The 15,294-nt window shown below is 32.5% G+C and carries 16 protein-coding genes; 13 read left to right on the plus strand and 3 right to left on the minus strand.

Annotated elements, in window-relative coordinates; all coding sequences use genetic code 11:
• Positions 1–75 precede the first annotated feature (75 nt).
• The 10 genes from AAGU07_RS08835 to speB all read left to right on the plus strand — a co-directional run bounded on the left by AAGU07_RS08835 (position 76) and on the right by speB (position 9,639).
• Entirely contained in the window at positions 76–777 is a 702-nt protein-coding gene (locus AAGU07_RS08835) for a hypothetical protein (protein WP_342458739.1), read from the plus strand.
• Between the two features lie 933 nt (positions 778–1,710).
• Positions 1,711–2,400, plus strand: coding sequence for a GAP family protein (locus AAGU07_RS08840; protein ID WP_342458740.1), 690 nt, complete (start codon positions 1,711–1,713; stop codon positions 2,398–2,400).
• Positions 2,401–2,598: 198 nt separating this feature from the next.
• Positions 2,599–3,189: a hypothetical protein gene (locus AAGU07_RS08845; RefSeq protein ID WP_342458741.1), complete on the plus strand. Its 591-nt coding sequence runs from the start codon at positions 2,599–2,601 to the stop codon at positions 3,187–3,189.
• 208 nt (positions 3,190–3,397) lie between these two features.
• A complete protein-coding gene (locus AAGU07_RS08850) occupies positions 3,398–3,973 on the plus strand; it encodes a flavodoxin domain-containing protein (protein ID WP_342458742.1) in 576 nt (191 codons plus the stop codon).
• Positions 3,974–4,071: 98 nt separating this feature from the next.
• Positions 4,072–4,686, plus strand: coding sequence for a DUF998 domain-containing protein (locus tag AAGU07_RS08855; protein WP_342458743.1), 615 nt, complete (start codon positions 4,072–4,074; stop codon positions 4,684–4,686).
• A gap of 250 nt (positions 4,687–4,936) precedes the next feature.
• Entirely contained in the window at positions 4,937–5,788 is an 852-nt protein-coding gene (locus tag AAGU07_RS08860; RefSeq protein ID WP_342458744.1) for a hypothetical protein, read from the plus strand.
• Between the two features lie 45 nt (positions 5,789–5,833).
• Complete coding sequence (locus tag AAGU07_RS08865) at positions 5,834–6,376, plus strand: flavodoxin domain-containing protein (protein ID WP_342458745.1); 543 nt, start codon at positions 5,834–5,836, stop codon at positions 6,374–6,376.
• A gap of 666 nt (positions 6,377–7,042) precedes the next feature.
• A complete protein-coding gene (locus tag AAGU07_RS08870) occupies positions 7,043–7,258 on the plus strand; it encodes a hypothetical protein (RefSeq protein WP_342458746.1) in 216 nt (71 codons plus the stop codon).
• Positions 7,259–8,015: 757 nt separating this feature from the next.
• Complete coding sequence (locus AAGU07_RS08875) at positions 8,016–8,603, plus strand: hypothetical protein (RefSeq protein ID WP_342458747.1); 588 nt, start codon at positions 8,016–8,018, stop codon at positions 8,601–8,603.
• 112 nt (positions 8,604–8,715) lie between these two features.
• On the plus strand, positions 8,716–9,639 hold the full coding sequence (gene speB / locus AAGU07_RS08880; protein ID WP_342458748.1) for an agmatinase: 924 nt from the start codon (positions 8,716–8,718) through the stop codon (positions 9,637–9,639).
• Between the two features lie 58 nt (positions 9,640–9,697).
• On the opposite strand, the gene AAGU07_RS08885 is transcribed toward speB, so the two are convergent.
• Positions 9,698–10,348 carry an RDD family protein gene (locus tag AAGU07_RS08885; RefSeq protein ID WP_342458749.1) on the minus strand — a complete coding sequence of 217 codons (651 nt, stop codon included), beginning with the start codon at positions 10,346–10,348 and terminating at the stop codon, positions 9,698–9,700.
• Positions 10,349–10,521: 173 nt separating this feature from the next.
• Here AAGU07_RS08885 and AAGU07_RS08890 point away from each other — a divergent pair, with 173 nt between their 5' ends.
• The gene (locus tag AAGU07_RS08890; RefSeq protein WP_342458750.1) at positions 10,522–11,496 is read left to right on the plus strand and encodes a DNA glycosylase; all 975 of its coding nucleotides are present in this window, start codon (positions 10,522–10,524) and stop codon (positions 11,494–11,496) included.
• 371 nt (positions 11,497–11,867) lie between these two features.
• Positions 11,868–12,494 (plus strand): hypothetical protein, encoded by a 627-nt coding sequence (locus AAGU07_RS08895; protein WP_342458751.1) that lies wholly within the window; start codon positions 11,868–11,870, stop codon positions 12,492–12,494.
• Positions 12,495–12,538: 44 nt separating this feature from the next.
• Here AAGU07_RS08895 and AAGU07_RS08900 read toward each other — a convergent pair whose 3' ends face one another.
• Positions 12,539–12,796 (minus strand): hypothetical protein, encoded by a 258-nt coding sequence (locus tag AAGU07_RS08900; protein WP_342458752.1) that lies wholly within the window; start codon positions 12,794–12,796, stop codon positions 12,539–12,541.
• A 39-nt stretch (positions 12,797–12,835) separates the two neighbouring features.
• Positions 12,836–14,491, minus strand: a complete 1,656-nt coding sequence (locus tag AAGU07_RS08905; protein ID WP_342458753.1) for a lipocalin-like domain-containing protein — start codon at positions 14,489–14,491, stop codon at positions 12,836–12,838.
• Positions 14,492–14,660: 169 nt separating this feature from the next.
• On the opposite strand from AAGU07_RS08905, the gene AAGU07_RS08910 reads away from it, so the two are divergent.
• Positions 14,661–15,248 carry a GAF domain-containing protein gene (locus tag AAGU07_RS08910; protein ID WP_342458754.1) on the plus strand — a complete coding sequence of 196 codons (588 nt, stop codon included), beginning with the start codon at positions 14,661–14,663 and terminating at the stop codon, positions 15,246–15,248.
• The last annotated feature ends 46 nt before the right edge of the window (positions 15,249–15,294 follow it).

Genomic DNA, 15,294 nt, shown 5'->3' on the forward strand with positions numbered 1-15,294 from the left:
AAATTATGGAAAACGGATAATTCCAGTTAATTATACCTTAACTGAAAAAAGCATGGTATTTGGAGCGTTGACAACATGATCAAAACACTTGAGCTAGACTCTTTCGAACAGTACTCTACCATGGGGAATGCCCCAAAATGCCCAAAATGTGGCATTAAAACATGTTTTAATCCATACAGTGATTCTTATAAATGTATTGCATGCGGTTACACTAAACACGTGTCAGAATTGGCTAAAACTCAGAGCTATGTTTCTTTTAGAGATTCGGTTGATTTAAACCAGGACAACAAATATAAAGACCCTTCTTTTATTAACCCATCTAAAGATGAATATAAAACCTGGAACCACATTAAACAGCTTTCAAAAAAATCATATGGAAAATATGACAGAAACTATGAAGCTAAAAAGAAAAGAAAACAGAGAATAGAGAAATATCACTCATATGTCGATATTATCGGCAGTTTAATTAAAATGGATCCCTACTCAATTATAGATGCCAAAGAGATGGTTATATATATTATGAACCAGGACAGGGCCATGAAAAATCTCTGCGGTAACTGTAAAATAGAGGTAATTTTGTCCGCCATATGTCTTTACACTGCATTTATTAAAAATAAAACATCACTTAATCCCGATTTACGCTCTGATCTAGATGAATACTGCTCAGGAAAACTTACTGACAGGTCAATTAGTACTATTTCGCCCAGAGCAGAGCAATATTATGAAAAAACCTTTAAATTAAAGTTTAATGCAGGATACATTATGGAAAGAGAATAGTCCCACTGTGTCCCATATAACTAACAAGTTGGAAAGAGACCAACAGTTAGTTACTTCTTTTATATTAATAATCTAACATTTTTAATTCTCTATTTTAACCAAATATTTACCTGATTTTAAAAATTAAGCATATTATGAAATTAATATTCCCCCAAAACTCTTGTTTTAAGATTTGTATATTAAAATTTATATAACGAAAATTTCACTGTGTCCCATATAATTAACAAGTTGGAAAGGAGGCAGCAGTTAATTATTTCTTTTTGTGTGACGCTCTAAAACTTTTAATTTTATATTTAAACTAAATTTTTATCTGATTTTAAGGATTAACTTAGTTATGAGGCTTAATAATCTCAAATTTTTGTTTTAACGATATTCTGTTAAAAATCATATAATGAAAAAAATCTCGCTGTGTCCCATATAAACAATAAGTTGGAACATAGCAACAATTAATTCTAGTTTTAATTAAAATTTTATAATGTCTAATTTTACGTTAGGTGTATTTACTTGATTTTTTAAAATTAGATCATAAACTATAACATTATCTGAATATATTTAACTCCACTGTGTCCCATATAACTAACAAGTTGGAAACGTGCCCCAATTAATTCTATTCTTGATATTTTATATGCCTATTTTTGAGTTTTAATAGATATTCTCAATTATTGGATTATGATTTTTATTTTAAGTGGATCTTTTATAGTCTATAATATCTTATAGTCTATAATATCCTCTGCTGTGTCCCATATAATTAACAAGTTGGAAAGGAGCCAGCGGCTAATTCTATTTTTGATTAAAATTTTATAATGCTCACCTTTGTATTTATTCCAGATTAACATATTCAACTAATTTTAATTTATTCGAATCATGACATATGCCTACACATTAGTAATAAAACATACAAATTTATTACTATCAAAGAACATAATATAATTAATGCCTGAACTGAACTCCTTAATTGCCAGCATTCTACCCTACGCCCTAGGTGCAGCAGTAAGCCCTGTTATCTTAGCCACAATATTAACTACCGTTTCTCCCACAAGAAGCCCGCGCTTAGCTTCATTCTCCTATTTGTTTGGCGCGATTATATTTTTCCTTATTGTGGCATTTTCAGGCATGTATATTGGCAGTGGCCTTTCTGCTGTAGCCCTGGGTACAATCCACATCGGTGCCATAACTGAAGTTGTTTTAGGCAGTATTCTGATTATTATAGCATTGAAAAGTATTTTTATCCGTGAAGAATCTCGAGAAGGTGGCCTTATCGGATTTGTAAGTTCACTTCGAGAAGATAAGACTTCTTCAACCTTCATAAAATTTTTCTACTTTGGATTCATCGCTTTCCTGGCCAGTTTCGTTACAGATATTCTTGTACTTCAGGCAGGCACTCTTATTGGGCTTTCGAATCCAGGATTTGCACTAGCTGCAGAAACAGTTATTATATTAGGTATTATTACACTTTTAGTGGTTGAAATACCGTTTATTATTTATTTAATATTTGCAAGTAGAGCAAGAAAAGTATTAACTCCTGCCCGTAACTGGATAGTTAATTACGGCGACTATTTTACAACTACAGTATACCTAATTCTGAGCTTTTTCTTCCTTATCAGAGGATTCATGTTTATTTAATTGGATTTAAATTTTGGCAGTTTCTAGCCTGTTAACTTAATTAAACTATTAAAACATGTATCCAATCCATTTTAAACTCTTATACTCCCTTTAATTTGCAACAGGCCTGCATATTCATCTATTCAGTTCAAAGTAGTAATAAAAACTATAATTTTATTACTATTAAGTTAACATAGTATTAGATGCGAGGTGTTTTCCATGCCAGATATTATAACAACAATTAAAGATCCTGAAGATATTCATTTTATTCTTAAAAAGAAAGAAATTGAAGCTGAAAACGTGATAATTTTAACCAAAGGTGATATTCACGGGCTTTTAAATGTTGAAAGAGAGGGATACACTATCAAATTTTTAGAAGGAGACTTCTTCGAAATACTGCATGATATTAAATGTGTTTTTGACCTTACCCCAGAGCCCTGCTTCATTGCAGGCGAAAATGAACTCGACATGTATGTGACTTATTATCTAGCTCAACTCCAAAAAACAATTCCATTCTACGTTTTAGATGATGATAAACTTATATTATTGCCAATGAGCACTTCACATGCATTTACTCATGTTAAAAAGCAGATAATGGAATATTTACATGACCATAACCAGTCCGAGCCTGACGACGTTGTAAGCCATTTAACCAGAGAGTCAGGAGGCAGGGGCAGGAAAGATACATATTCAAAATTAACCATCAACCAGTATTTGCATGAGCTTGAAAGCGCTGATTTAATTAACAGTGAAGGTAACAAATACTCACTCAACGATAAAGGCTCCAGATTCATGGAAATTCTAAGGTAACATCTTAAAATTAAACTCTTTATATTTTTAAAATAACAATTGTTTAGCTATTTTTTAATATTTTAACCAAAGCTATGGTTCATGTGATTAATTTTAAACACCATTACTAAGTTTTAAAATATTTATATCATTTTTAAAAATTTAATCCAGTGAACTATAAATAGAGCATCGCTACAACTCCATACCATATTAGAAAAAGGGGATCAAAATGGAAAAGAAGAAAGTAGCAAAATATGTGGGACTAGGAATAGTTTTAATCGTTTTGATAGCTTTCGCATCTATAGGTCTTGTAATGGGAGATGTTATGAGCTATACAGCAACAGGTTCACAAACTTTAAATCCCAACGGAACCTCAACCGGGAAAGCGTTGGTGGTCTACGATCCAGGAATTACAGGGACAGCGAAAAACGTGGCCGCAGTAATTGCAGGTGATCTACAAGCAAAAGGATATACAGTCACTTTAGCAGGCATTAAAAGTTCAAACGTCATGAATACAACCGGATATAATGTTATTGTTATTGGAGGGCCAGTTTATGCTGGACAACCTGCAAGTTCATTACAATCATATTTATCAGATATAACTCCACCTAAAGAAGCAAAAATTGGTGTATTTACCACAGGATCAGTTGCTGCAAACAGTAATAACACTGCATTCATCAAAAAAGAAATAGCTTTGAATAACACTAATATATACCAGGTAGCAGATGTAATGAAGTTTGTAGATACAAATACCATCAATCAAAAGGCTAGTGAATTTGTAAATGGTTTGCTAGGACAGAGCTGACTTAATTTCAATATTTGAAGTAGGTATAAGCCATCTCATAATCAGAATAATTATTGCATAGTTAAAAAGTGTCACGTAATCTAGTGGAGGCATGAAATATGTCTAAAAATGAAACTAAATCTATCCTTTATCAAAAAACAGCCGGTTTATTAATGGTTATCAGTGGTATTCAATTCATGTTACTTGTAAGTATTGCTGAAACATTGTATCCCGGCTATAATACAGCGAAATATGATCTGAGTTCCCTGGCAGATCTGCCAATACATGAACCTTCATCAACTATTTTCAATGTAACTGTATTTGTAGCAGGTTTACTGGTTTTTATAGCTGCTTACTTTATATATAAACGATACCACGGCAAAATTTTCCCAGTACTTTTAGGCCTTCTTGGAATTGGAGCCATTGGAGTAGGCATATTTCCAGGATACACTGGAAATGTTCATGTTATTTTTGCAATGACATCCTTTCTCTTTGGAAGTTTAGCAATGCTGGCTTCTTTCACTATTTTACGGGATTCACTGCTTAAATATGTTCTTATAGTGCTTGGTGCAGTTGCATTTATTGATATTCTGCTTGTAATTATCCTGCAGGACATGAGCCCTTTTATGGTATTTGGTACAGGGGGAACTGAAAGACTTATTGTTTATCCAGTTATCCTTGGAGTAATTGCTCTAGGAGGCTATCTTACAGGATCAATACATCAAGAAAGTTAATGGGGTTATAAATGAAATAATGCTCTGTTAAGAGCATTATATTTTTGATTTTTAATTCTAACTAAAATTTTAATCTAAAAAATACAAAAATATACGTATTTTTACTAAATATAAGATACTATACATCTCATTTTATGTTTATATCCATTTTAAAGTCTTTATTTATATTGTTTAAATCATAACCACAACCTTTATATACTTTGGTAATATATTACCTATACAAGTAATATATTACCTTTGGAGGGAAAAAATGGACAAAAAAGTAGTATATATAAATTCAATTTTTATCGCTGTTCTTGCAGGTATAGCAACTTTATCCGGCTTATTCTGGAAAGGACTGTATAAACACGAAACAATTTCCATGGCAGCTCAAGCTATGGGCCAGGACTTAATTACACTGATAATAGGTATTCCAATACTTATGGGATCTCTTTATTTAATCCAAAAGAATTCACTTAAAGGCAATTTAATCTGGATGGGAACTCTGTTTTATTTCCTTTATTCTTATGCATCAATGTCCTTTTTAGCATCATATAACCAGTTATTCCTGGTGTACGTGGCTTTATTTTCTCTATCACTGTACACTTTCATTTATGGGCTGCTATCACTGAATGTAAAAACTATCAAGGAAAGTATCACCCCTGGAAAAACCAGCAAAATAGCAGGAGCATTTTTAATCTTTTCAGGAGCAATGATAGCTCTAATGTGGGTAAAAATGATAGTTGATTCGTTATTAACAGGTATTGCTCCAGCTGCACTGGAAAGTTACACTACACTGGTTATTCAAGCCCTGGACATAGGAGTGGTTTTCCCCGCTACTCTACTTGCAGGCATATTAATCCTAAAAGGTAAATCATGGGGATATGCTCTTGTATCTCTACTTTTAATAAAAGCATCACTTATGGGAACTGCTATACTATCCATGATATTCTTCATGGCACAAAATGGAGTAAGTCCGGCAACAGGACAGGTTATCTTCTTTGCAATAATAACTGTTGCAGGAATTTTAATCTCAATTTTATTCTACAACAGGATAAACAATCCATTATACAAAAATGGGCATATTGAACCTAAAAACAGGGAAGCAGCTGCAGACCTGTAAAAATGAAGAGTAATGTAAATAAAAGTGTATTACAAGGTAATTAAAATGAAAGTGTTACTCATTTATGGGACAAGATACGGCACAGCCGCCGAAATTGCAGAAGAAATAAGAAAAGTTATAGAAAGGGAAGGTATTGAAGTTGATTTAGTAGATTCTAAGGGCATTAAAAACTACGATATTCCACCTTATGACATGGTAATTATGGGAAGTGGGATCAAAATAGGCAAATGGACCAAAGGATCGCTTAAATTCATGGAAGATAATAAATCTGCCCTTTCAGATAAAAAGGTGGCACTTTTTGTCACATGCGGTGCCGCCAACATGGAAGAAACCATAACAGAAGGACAGGAAAAATACCTGGATGAAGTGGCTCTAAAATATTTATCGGGTGAACCTGTAGCTACAGGACTTTTTGGAAGCGTATACGACCCAAATGCCAGCCACGGTTTAATGTATAAATTAGCCACCAAGTTCATTATCAAAAAAGGACTGGATAAACAGGAGATAGATACTAGTAAACGTATCGATTACCGAGATTGGGACGAAATAAGGGGATGGGCACTTAATCTAGCAAATATGTTAAAGTAGCAGCCATTAGGTTAGAATCCAAACAAAAGCCGTTAATCCATCTAACAAATTTTTACAAAAAAATTTATTTTTTAAACAGCATAATATACCTTAACTAAAACGCTCCTGTCCATTATTATGTGCATGGTTTATACTTCATTAAAATGTTATATTGAAAAAAACAAAGCTTGCAAAAACTATGTTTTTGCAGCCACAGAACGAAGCTTAAGAAAATGTGCAACATTTTCTTTTGCCGGAGGAAACCCTCGAAATCTATGATTTCGGGGGCAACAAATCAAAGCTGACAAATCTTTCGATTTGTCGCGTCAAAATTGCAAATTTTGACAGCTGTAAAAATGCTATGCATTTTTTACGCATAAAAAATCAGAGATTTTTTAATGATTTGTTAGTTAAATTTCCTCGACCACAAAAACCTGTGGTTTTTTGTAAGTTTCATGTTTGTAAGCTTTGTTTTCCAGGTCTCAAAATCCTAGATTTTGAAGACCTTTGGACTTGAAAGTTTTTTCAATCGGAAAAAATAAAAAATTTTTCCATACTGGTTAATCTAAGTTGAACTTATTTAAAAAAAATCCATTTATTTAATCAACAAATTACATAATAATTTAAATAGTAACTATTTGCACAATAATCCAGACATGAGCGACTTAAAAAGGAAGGTGATTCTATATGTGTGAGGATAGAAACTGTGATTGTAACCATCACCCAGGACATCCTGGAAGATACCACCGGCACCATATGAAAGGCTACAAATCACTAGTTAAAAGGACAGGAAAAGATGTAATTGTACCAGAAGTTCTTTTAGAGGTTGCAGATGTAGATGTTGGCGACTTTTTAGAAATTAGCATTAGAAGCGTTAAAAAACACCACCACCATGATAAATAAAACTTTCTCTTTTTCTTTAAAATTTAAATTTTTTTATAATTTTCAGTCGTATTTACAGTTTAATGAATAAAATTTAGATTATTATTTGAATTTGGGAGATATGACAATTAATTATTCATGTATTTATAAATTCTTTACATTCTTTACCTATTTTACAGTGATTAAATACCTTTTAAATAAAATTATTTTTATTGTAACTGATCCCCCTGTTAATAATAAATTTTATATATTTAGTAATACTAAATAATACATATTACACTATAGTGTGTTTTATACGACTGGCATTGCAACAATAATAAGACATTCCGAAAATATCGCTTATATCCATGAGCAAATGAGAATACAATAGACAAAGCCATAATACTCACAAAAGAAGGATTATATTACCCGAATAATAACGGTGCCCGTTTTATGAAGCTTTTAAGCTAATTTGTATTTAAAGTCTTGGGCATATCTTCATTTAAAAGTGATTTTAAGCCACATTACAAAGTTTGGGGTGTATATAATCTCTTTAAAAAAATTATTCTCTTTAAAAATCTCAAATTATCTCTTTAATCTAAAAAATGCCAGAAATAAATTCCTATTTTTAAACATCCGAATTCTACTAAATTTTTTCGTTTTATTTATATGCCTAAAAACTTTTTTATATGAGTTCATTATTATGGTGACTGAATTCACAATGAGTAATAAAAACTATAAATTTAATATTAATGAAAAAACATAATATCATAATATAATAAAAACACGGAGGTTTTAAATGCCAAGTCTTATAACAACAATCAAAAGGCCTGAAATTATCCAAAACATCCTTAAAAAGGAAGATTTTCAGGCCGATGAAGTTATAATGTTGTCGAAAGACGCTGAAAGAGAAAAAGATGGTTATAAAGTTATTAATTTACAAGGCGACTTCCATGAAGTTGTAGGCGAAATTAAAAATGTTTTTGAAGAAGTTGAAGACCCCTATTTCATAGCTAGCGAAGATAAACTTGATCTCTACGTAGCTTATTATTTAACACAATTCCAGGCATCCACACCGTTATATGTTTTAGACAAAGGTGGACCTGTTTTCCTTCCTGTAAATCCTGCTCATCGTTTTGGTAGTACAAAGATAAGAATACTTGAAGTTTTAAGTAAAAATAATGGCATTACATTTAACCATCTTCTAACTCTCCTAAGTCGTTCATATTCTAAATCTAAAGGTAAAAGGAAAAAATATTCTGAATCAACAGTTTACCAGTACCTTCAAGAATTAGAGAATATGGGTTTAATAGATGTTGAGGTTAAAAGGAATAAAAAATATGCAATCAACGAAAATGGAATTCATTTTATAGAACACATAAAATAAAATCTAATTTTGCAATCTTATCCCTGATTCCCCTTAATTACCTTACTAAATTTAAAATCCGTATTTTACTAATTTTATTATACATTTGTGGTTAAATTGCTGGAGAAATAAGATGAATCCCAAAGAAATTGAAAATAAATTCCCATATTCAGGAATTCCAACATTCTACAAACTCCAGCACACAACTAACTTAAAAAACGTGGATGTGGCTCTAATTGGAATCCCATTTGACCAGGGCACTACAAATCGATCTGGAACGCGCTTTGGACCTCGTGCAGTCCGTATTGCATCCCAAAATTATGGAATTTACATGCATTCTGATGAAGGTGCCTATGATCTAGAGCAAAAAAAGCATATCCTCCATGGTGTAACTCTCATAGATTATGGAGATGTACCTATCCTACCTACATCCACAGCCACCAATATGAAGATGATCTACGATACCTTCAAAAAAATTATAGAAAGCAATGTTTTTCCTGTATGTTTTGGTGGTGATCATTCAATTACTTTTCCAATTCTTGAAGCATTCGATGTCGACTTTGACATAGTTCATTTTGATACTCACCTCGATTTTACAGACAATGTATCAAATGTTAAATTTTCCCATGCAAGCCCAATTAAACGCGCATCTGGCCTTAAGACAGTTAATAATATCACACAAATTGGGATTCGTGGATTTACCGATAGAAAAGCAAATTATGACGAAGCCAAAAAATACAACTCCAAAATTATAACTGCTTCCAATGTCTTTAAAAATGGAATCCAATGGACACTTGGAGAAATACCTGAAACCGAAAATATCTATGTAACCCTTGATATTGACGCCCTTGATATCTCTGCAGTGCCTGGAACAGGTACTCCAGAGCCAGGAGGTTTAAGTTACCTGCAAATGAGAGAAATACTACAAAATTTACCGGGTAAAGGTAACATAATTGGTTTTGATGTTGTTGAAGTTAACCCTCTCTATGATGCAGGGAATATAACATCACAGGTCGCTTCTCGGCTAGCATTGGACTTTTTAGGGGCAATTTTCTAAATCTATAGATACTGTTGCATTATTACTTAATTTTATAGCAAAAAATAAATTTAGGATATCAACTATATCCCAAACTAGTTGGTGGTCTGGATTTATTCTCATAATCATTTTCTTTTATTACAATAGTATCTGCTGCCCTATCCCCTAATCTCTGATTTAAATCACTGTCAGATATGAGAATCATTCCTATAATGTAAAAGAAAAGCCCATCTATTAATCTTAAAATATTTCTTCCAAAACTTGCACCATAACCAATCATGCTCTGATCTTTTTTTACAACTCTTAGTTTAAGCGTTCTTTTTCCAATAGTCCTCCCTTTGCCTAAAGGCCCTTCTAATAAAATAAAATATCCAAAAAAGACAAGTGCATACACTAAATATGCAAGTAAGTTATACGAATCATCTGTAAAATACATGGCTAATACGCTTAAAACAAGTACAACCAATACGAATACAAGTACTGTATCAATTATATAAGCGGCGATTCTACTTCCTAAGCTTGCCAGTTGAATTTCACTATTTTCAACAGGTTTTCTAGAGTGACTATGACTCATATCCCCTTTACTAATTTTGTTTCCATAATCAGGGTTTGATTTCACATTAATATTGTGTAAATTTTCCATATTTTTATACGAGCTCAATTCTTCACCGCAAGAAATACAAAAATTATCATCTTCCGTACTCTCTTTTCCGCATTTTGGACAATACATTCAATCACCTTATCCCCTATGCTATACAGTTGCTGTATTGTAATATTTAAACTCACTGCCGATGAAATCAAGAATTTTTCAATATCCTAAAAATAGAATCTTCCAAAGAGAATCATGTACGGGTTTTAGAAAAATTATTGTAATTTGATGATCTTAAATAATAACGATGCATTATGAAAACCAGATTTAAAATAGAAGCCCATGAATTTAAAGGTCCATTTGATATTGAACTTACTATTGGAAGCGGCCAAACTTCCCAGCCCGCCTGGGAAAAGAAGGGAAAATATTTTCAAGAATTAATATCTGTAAAAAATAAGCCTTGTCTTGTAAAAATATCCCATGCTCCTAATACTGATGATCCCATTGACATAATAGCTGAATCTAAAGAAGAAATAGAAAAAGAATACATTAAAGCTAAAATAATGGAAATTTTTGGGTTAAACGATGATCTCCCCAAATTATACGATTTTTTAAGGAGTGACCCCAAACTGGAACCTACAATCGATTTTTGTAAAGGATTAAGGCTATTTAAAGCGGATAATATATTTGAATCAGTTGTATGCTCCATAACATCTGCCCATAACTCCATAAGGCAGTGGAACAAAGCTATAAACCTATTAAAGGAAAAATTTGGAGATGAATACAAATTCTCATCAGGTACATTCTACTCTTTTCCTAGCCCCCAAATACTTGCAAATGCCCCAGAACATGAATTTGATGAAGAAACATGTAATCCAGAACTGCTTAAAACACGGACATCATGGAAAGACCTTAGAAGCTGCCGTGTAGGTTACAGATCAAAATATATAATTAAAGCATCTGAAATGGTTCAAAATGAAATAAATCTACATGAAATTAGCAAAATGAATTATGAAAATGCCTTCGACACGATACTCAAAATTCCAGGAGTGGGACCAAAGGTAGGTGACTGTATTCTTCTTTATGGCTATGGATTTGGAAAAGCATTTCCAGTAGATATATGGATAAGTAGAATCGTTGCCAAGCTTTATTTTGACGGGAAAAATGTAAGTAATCCTAAAATGAGGAAATTTGGTATAGAACGATTTGGAAATTATGCAGGTTATACTCAGCTGTATCTATTCCATTATGCACGAAAATCTGGGCTTATGAAAACCTTGAAAAAATAGCTAGCAGATAATATTCCATATTAAATAATATCAAAACAGTGGTTAAATAAAGTTATTTTAGCTAAAAAAAGCCTAAAATAATCATGACTACGAAAAAATAGGATATTTACTGATTTAAAATGTAAAAGGTCAAAGAAATTGAGTGATTTATATGGGAGAGGTTTCAGATGCATTAGATGAAGCAGCGAAATCTCAAGGGAACATCGAATATAATTCAACGACATATACCATTCATTTTATGAGTTTATTCCATAACTCACATTAAACCCTTCAAAATCAGAAGTATCACTTTTTAAATGAGATCTTATAAAAAATGAAAATATAAGAGTAACCTGAATTAAAGTCGAATTATCATTCTATAAGTGATTTCAATGGGAGAACTTTCAGATACATTAGACGAATTCAGCAAAGTTTCAAAAGAATTCCAAGGGAAAATACAGAAAATTTTGAAGGATAAGTACTGCTGGAAATGTCCAATGCGAACTACAAGTAAGAACACTTTTTGTAATGAGTTAGACGCATGGATCAGACTTACAGGTGCATTTGAAAGAGGAGTTCAAGATAATATACGTGAAGACATTGATTTAAAGGATAATTTAGAGATTATAACTACAAGATATCTATCAAAGCTCTTGAAAAAATATAATAGGCCTTTAAAATATAATAAAACAATTATTTTAAAATTAAAAGAAGATGTCGAGCCATTTGCTTTTAAAAATGATCTGCTTTTTATTGAAGAAAATCCTGAATCCGTCAAAGTTGGTGATCTGATTTTATGGCCCCAAATTTGCCCTGTATCGTTTTACTGGTTTTCAAAAGCTAAAATACTCGGCATTATCCCATTTAAAATCCTGAAAGTAGAAAAATCATTTCAAAAAGAAGGGCGTAAGTTCGTTAAGGTAGAAAACGGCTTAGAAATTCTATTAGAACATATAACTGGTAAAATAATCAAAATTATAGACAAAGCTGATCCTGTATACTCAAAATTGAATTTATAGCCCTAAAAGCTTAAAAAAATAGGGGTTATTTAAAATTAAAAATTTTATTTGACAAAATAGCCTATATATGTAAGTATATATGCCATAAATATCAATATAAGCCCCCAACCATAGCGTGAAGCAGTTTTATCACCCTTAGATAAAATATATGCTCCAAAAATTACAGGCACTATGGACGCTGCAAAACCCTGCATATATCCATTTTTGATGAAATATATCCCTAAAAGCAGCACCAGTATGCTTATTGCATATCCCATATTTACCAATGTTTTGTATTCAAATGTTTTTCCTTCTTCTTCCACTTTTAACCCCCACATACTATTTTCATATAAAAATAATTTTTACAAAGTATCCACACAATTGGTAAGTAATTTCTTTAATTTAGACTTATTTGAAGGCCATAAAATATATAAAGAACTAATTAGCTTTAAAAATGATGAAGGTTCAGGTATTTCAAGTTTATCCCGCATTTCCTCTGTTGCTGGAAGTCCAGCTAATTTGAGCCTGTTTAATATAGGATCCGCATAACCAGTTGATTCTGCAAAACCTCTGCCAATTGAATGTCCCTCTGGATCTTTTAAATATACTGCACCTTCTGAATAATGTAATCCATTTGCAAAGAATCCAGATTGGCCTCCGCTGACAATTGGGACCATGACAAAATCCCTCATATCTTCTGGAACATCTTCACCAAAGCTAAATTCCCATTTTTGAGGATACCATACATTTGTGATAGGATATAAATCTGTATCCTGTGATTTATCACTTTTTATCCATTCAGTTATCTTTAATCTGCCTTTAACATTTTTAGAGTTATTTTTCTCATCTACATATTTTCCTGATGCCTCAACATCCATTGTTCCAGGGGAATTTGGCCCAGTTTGATTAAGAAACTGCATCATTTCATGTGAATGGATAGATGCCATTGTTAACTCTCTATCTCCCTTAAATTGGGCCATGAACCAATCCCATCCTCCTGCAGCTTTTTTGTTCATATTATTAGCCGCCCTTAAAACTTTTACTCGGGGGCTGCCTGCCGGGAGCATTCCATTACACCATTGATGGTCATACCAGAACTTGCCGCTTTTCAGGGAAATCTCATCTCCGTTGATTCTCAAAACACTTCTATCTGGATCAACTCTAATGTTAGGTACAGAATAATAAAGCGTTCCAACTCCTCCACAGCAGGGATCACATCCCTCTTTACCCTGAAGTAAATATTCTTTGGTCTGTGTGAGTGTAATATCCACTTCAATTTCGGATGGCGAATCTGGATTTAAATCAAAGCCTTTTCCCTTTATTTGCATGGGGAATGTGCTGTCTTCATTTAATGACTTTATTTCATTCTTACCCAACGTATAATTAAATGGATTATTTGAGAAATCTACTAATCCAGTTGTGCCTGCAACTACAATAGGTTTAGAACGGTAATGTTCTCCTCCAGCTTCACTTACAGCAATGTGTAATTCAATAACCTGATTTTCAATATCAGAAAGTCCAAAATGCTTTGCTATATCTACAGGAAGTAATGCGTATTGCCAGAACATAAATTGAACACCGTATTCTTTCCCATTCTCGCCAACACAGCTTCCTACAATAAAATGCCAGCCTAATTGATAATCCCATTGAGGAGCATCATCGCGAGGAATTTTAAAATCAGCATTTGCAGGTATTGGATTATAACCCTTAGAACTGTCCATACCTAAAAAAAATGTCATCGCATATGCTTGATGGGGTGAAAGTGATTTAGAATGCTTAATTAAAGTTTTATAAACATTTTTGTAGCTCGGAGTGAATGAATCGGGGCGTTTTAATCTCTCTTCTAACAAATACTGCATTCTCTCTCCAAAACTTTCATTACTATTTTTTTCACTTATCAATCTTTTAATTATTCCTTCAGGGATCTCTTCGGCATTAAATTCCTGCATCCATAGAATCCGGGCTATATTATCTTTAGTTTCACCATCTAATTTATCAATTAAATCATAGCTTTCCATATGGCCACTTCCTTATTCTCTGTTTTACCAGCTATTCATTAAATAAATCACAGCACCAAAATCATCTTTAGTATTTATTATTTCTCTTCAGTTATTATCCTTTTTGCATAAAAAATATTAATAGATAATAAACAGATAATAAGAGTAAAGATTATGCAGTGTTGAAAAAATGAGGGGAAAAGGAAACTCAAAACGCTTGAATAAATCTAATAAAGTCAAGAAAACCTTGACTGAACTTATTGAATCATATACTTATGATGAAGACATAGACCACATAAAAGATATTTTAAATGCCCTTTTATCCTTTTCTCTTAAAGAAATTTCAGATATCATATTAGAAGAGGCAGTTAAATTAACTGAAAGCAAATACTGTTATGTAGCCTATGTAGATCCTGAAAATAAAGATAGTGTAGGTATTTCATTCACTAAAATGACACATGAATGCGATATGTACGAAGAAATTGGTGAAGCAAGGTTTCCAGTAAGAAAAGATGGGACCTACGGCGGACTTCTGGGATATTCACTGGATACAGGGAAATCATTTTACACCCAAGATGTTACTGGTCATGAAGCTGCGCATGGAATTCCAGAAGGGCATACTCCTGTAAAACAGTTTTTATCTGTTCCTGTATTTTCAACAGGCGCAATTACCGGCCAAATTGTCATCGGCAATCCTAAAAAGGATTATACAGATAAAGATCTGGAAATGATTGAAAAAATAGCTGTTTTTTACGGTACAGTTCTTGAAAAATTATAATTTAAATAAAAAAAAGTAAACCCTTGAAATCTATGATTTCGAGGTA

Source organism: Methanobacterium sp. (assembly GCF_038562635.1).
Classification (GTDB): domain Archaea; phylum Methanobacteriota; class Methanobacteria; order Methanobacteriales; family Methanobacteriaceae; genus Methanobacterium_D.

Excerpts from the sequence above, each read along its gene's own strand:
- AAGU07_RS08835 (WP_342458739.1), top strand. The coding sequence starts at position 76 with ATGATCAAAACACTTGAGCTAGACTCTTTCGAACAGTACTCTACCATG.
- AAGU07_RS08840 (WP_342458740.1), top strand. The coding sequence starts at position 1,711 with ATGCCTGAACTGAACTCCTTAATTGCCAGCATTCTACCCTACGCCCTA.
- AAGU07_RS08845 (WP_342458741.1), top strand. The coding sequence starts at position 2,599 with ATGCCAGATATTATAACAACAATTAAAGATCCTGAAGATATTCATTTT.
- AAGU07_RS08850 (WP_342458742.1), top strand. The coding sequence starts at position 3,398 with ATGGAAAAGAAGAAAGTAGCAAAATATGTGGGACTAGGAATAGTTTTA.
- AAGU07_RS08855 (WP_342458743.1), top strand. The coding sequence starts at position 4,072 with ATGTCTAAAAATGAAACTAAATCTATCCTTTATCAAAAAACAGCCGGT.
- AAGU07_RS08860 (WP_342458744.1), top strand. The coding sequence starts at position 4,937 with ATGGACAAAAAAGTAGTATATATAAATTCAATTTTTATCGCTGTTCTT.
- AAGU07_RS08865 (WP_342458745.1), top strand. The coding sequence starts at position 5,834 with ATGAAAGTGTTACTCATTTATGGGACAAGATACGGCACAGCCGCCGAA.
- AAGU07_RS08870 (WP_342458746.1), top strand. The coding sequence starts at position 7,043 with ATGTGTGAGGATAGAAACTGTGATTGTAACCATCACCCAGGACATCCT.
- AAGU07_RS08875 (WP_342458747.1), top strand. The coding sequence starts at position 8,016 with ATGCCAAGTCTTATAACAACAATCAAAAGGCCTGAAATTATCCAAAAC.
- speB (WP_342458748.1), top strand. The coding sequence starts at position 8,716 with ATGAATCCCAAAGAAATTGAAAATAAATTCCCATATTCAGGAATTCCA.
- AAGU07_RS08885 (WP_342458749.1), bottom strand. The coding sequence starts at position 10,348 with ATGTATTGTCCAAAATGCGGAAAAGAGAGTACGGAAGATGATAATTTT.
- AAGU07_RS08890 (WP_342458750.1), top strand. The coding sequence starts at position 10,522 with ATGAAAACCAGATTTAAAATAGAAGCCCATGAATTTAAAGGTCCATTT.
- AAGU07_RS08895 (WP_342458751.1), top strand. The coding sequence starts at position 11,868 with ATGGGAGAACTTTCAGATACATTAGACGAATTCAGCAAAGTTTCAAAA.
- AAGU07_RS08905 (WP_342458753.1), bottom strand. The coding sequence starts at position 14,491 with ATGGAAAGCTATGATTTAATTGATAAATTAGATGGTGAAACTAAAGAT.
- AAGU07_RS08910 (WP_342458754.1), top strand. The coding sequence starts at position 14,661 with ATGAGGGGAAAAGGAAACTCAAAACGCTTGAATAAATCTAATAAAGTC.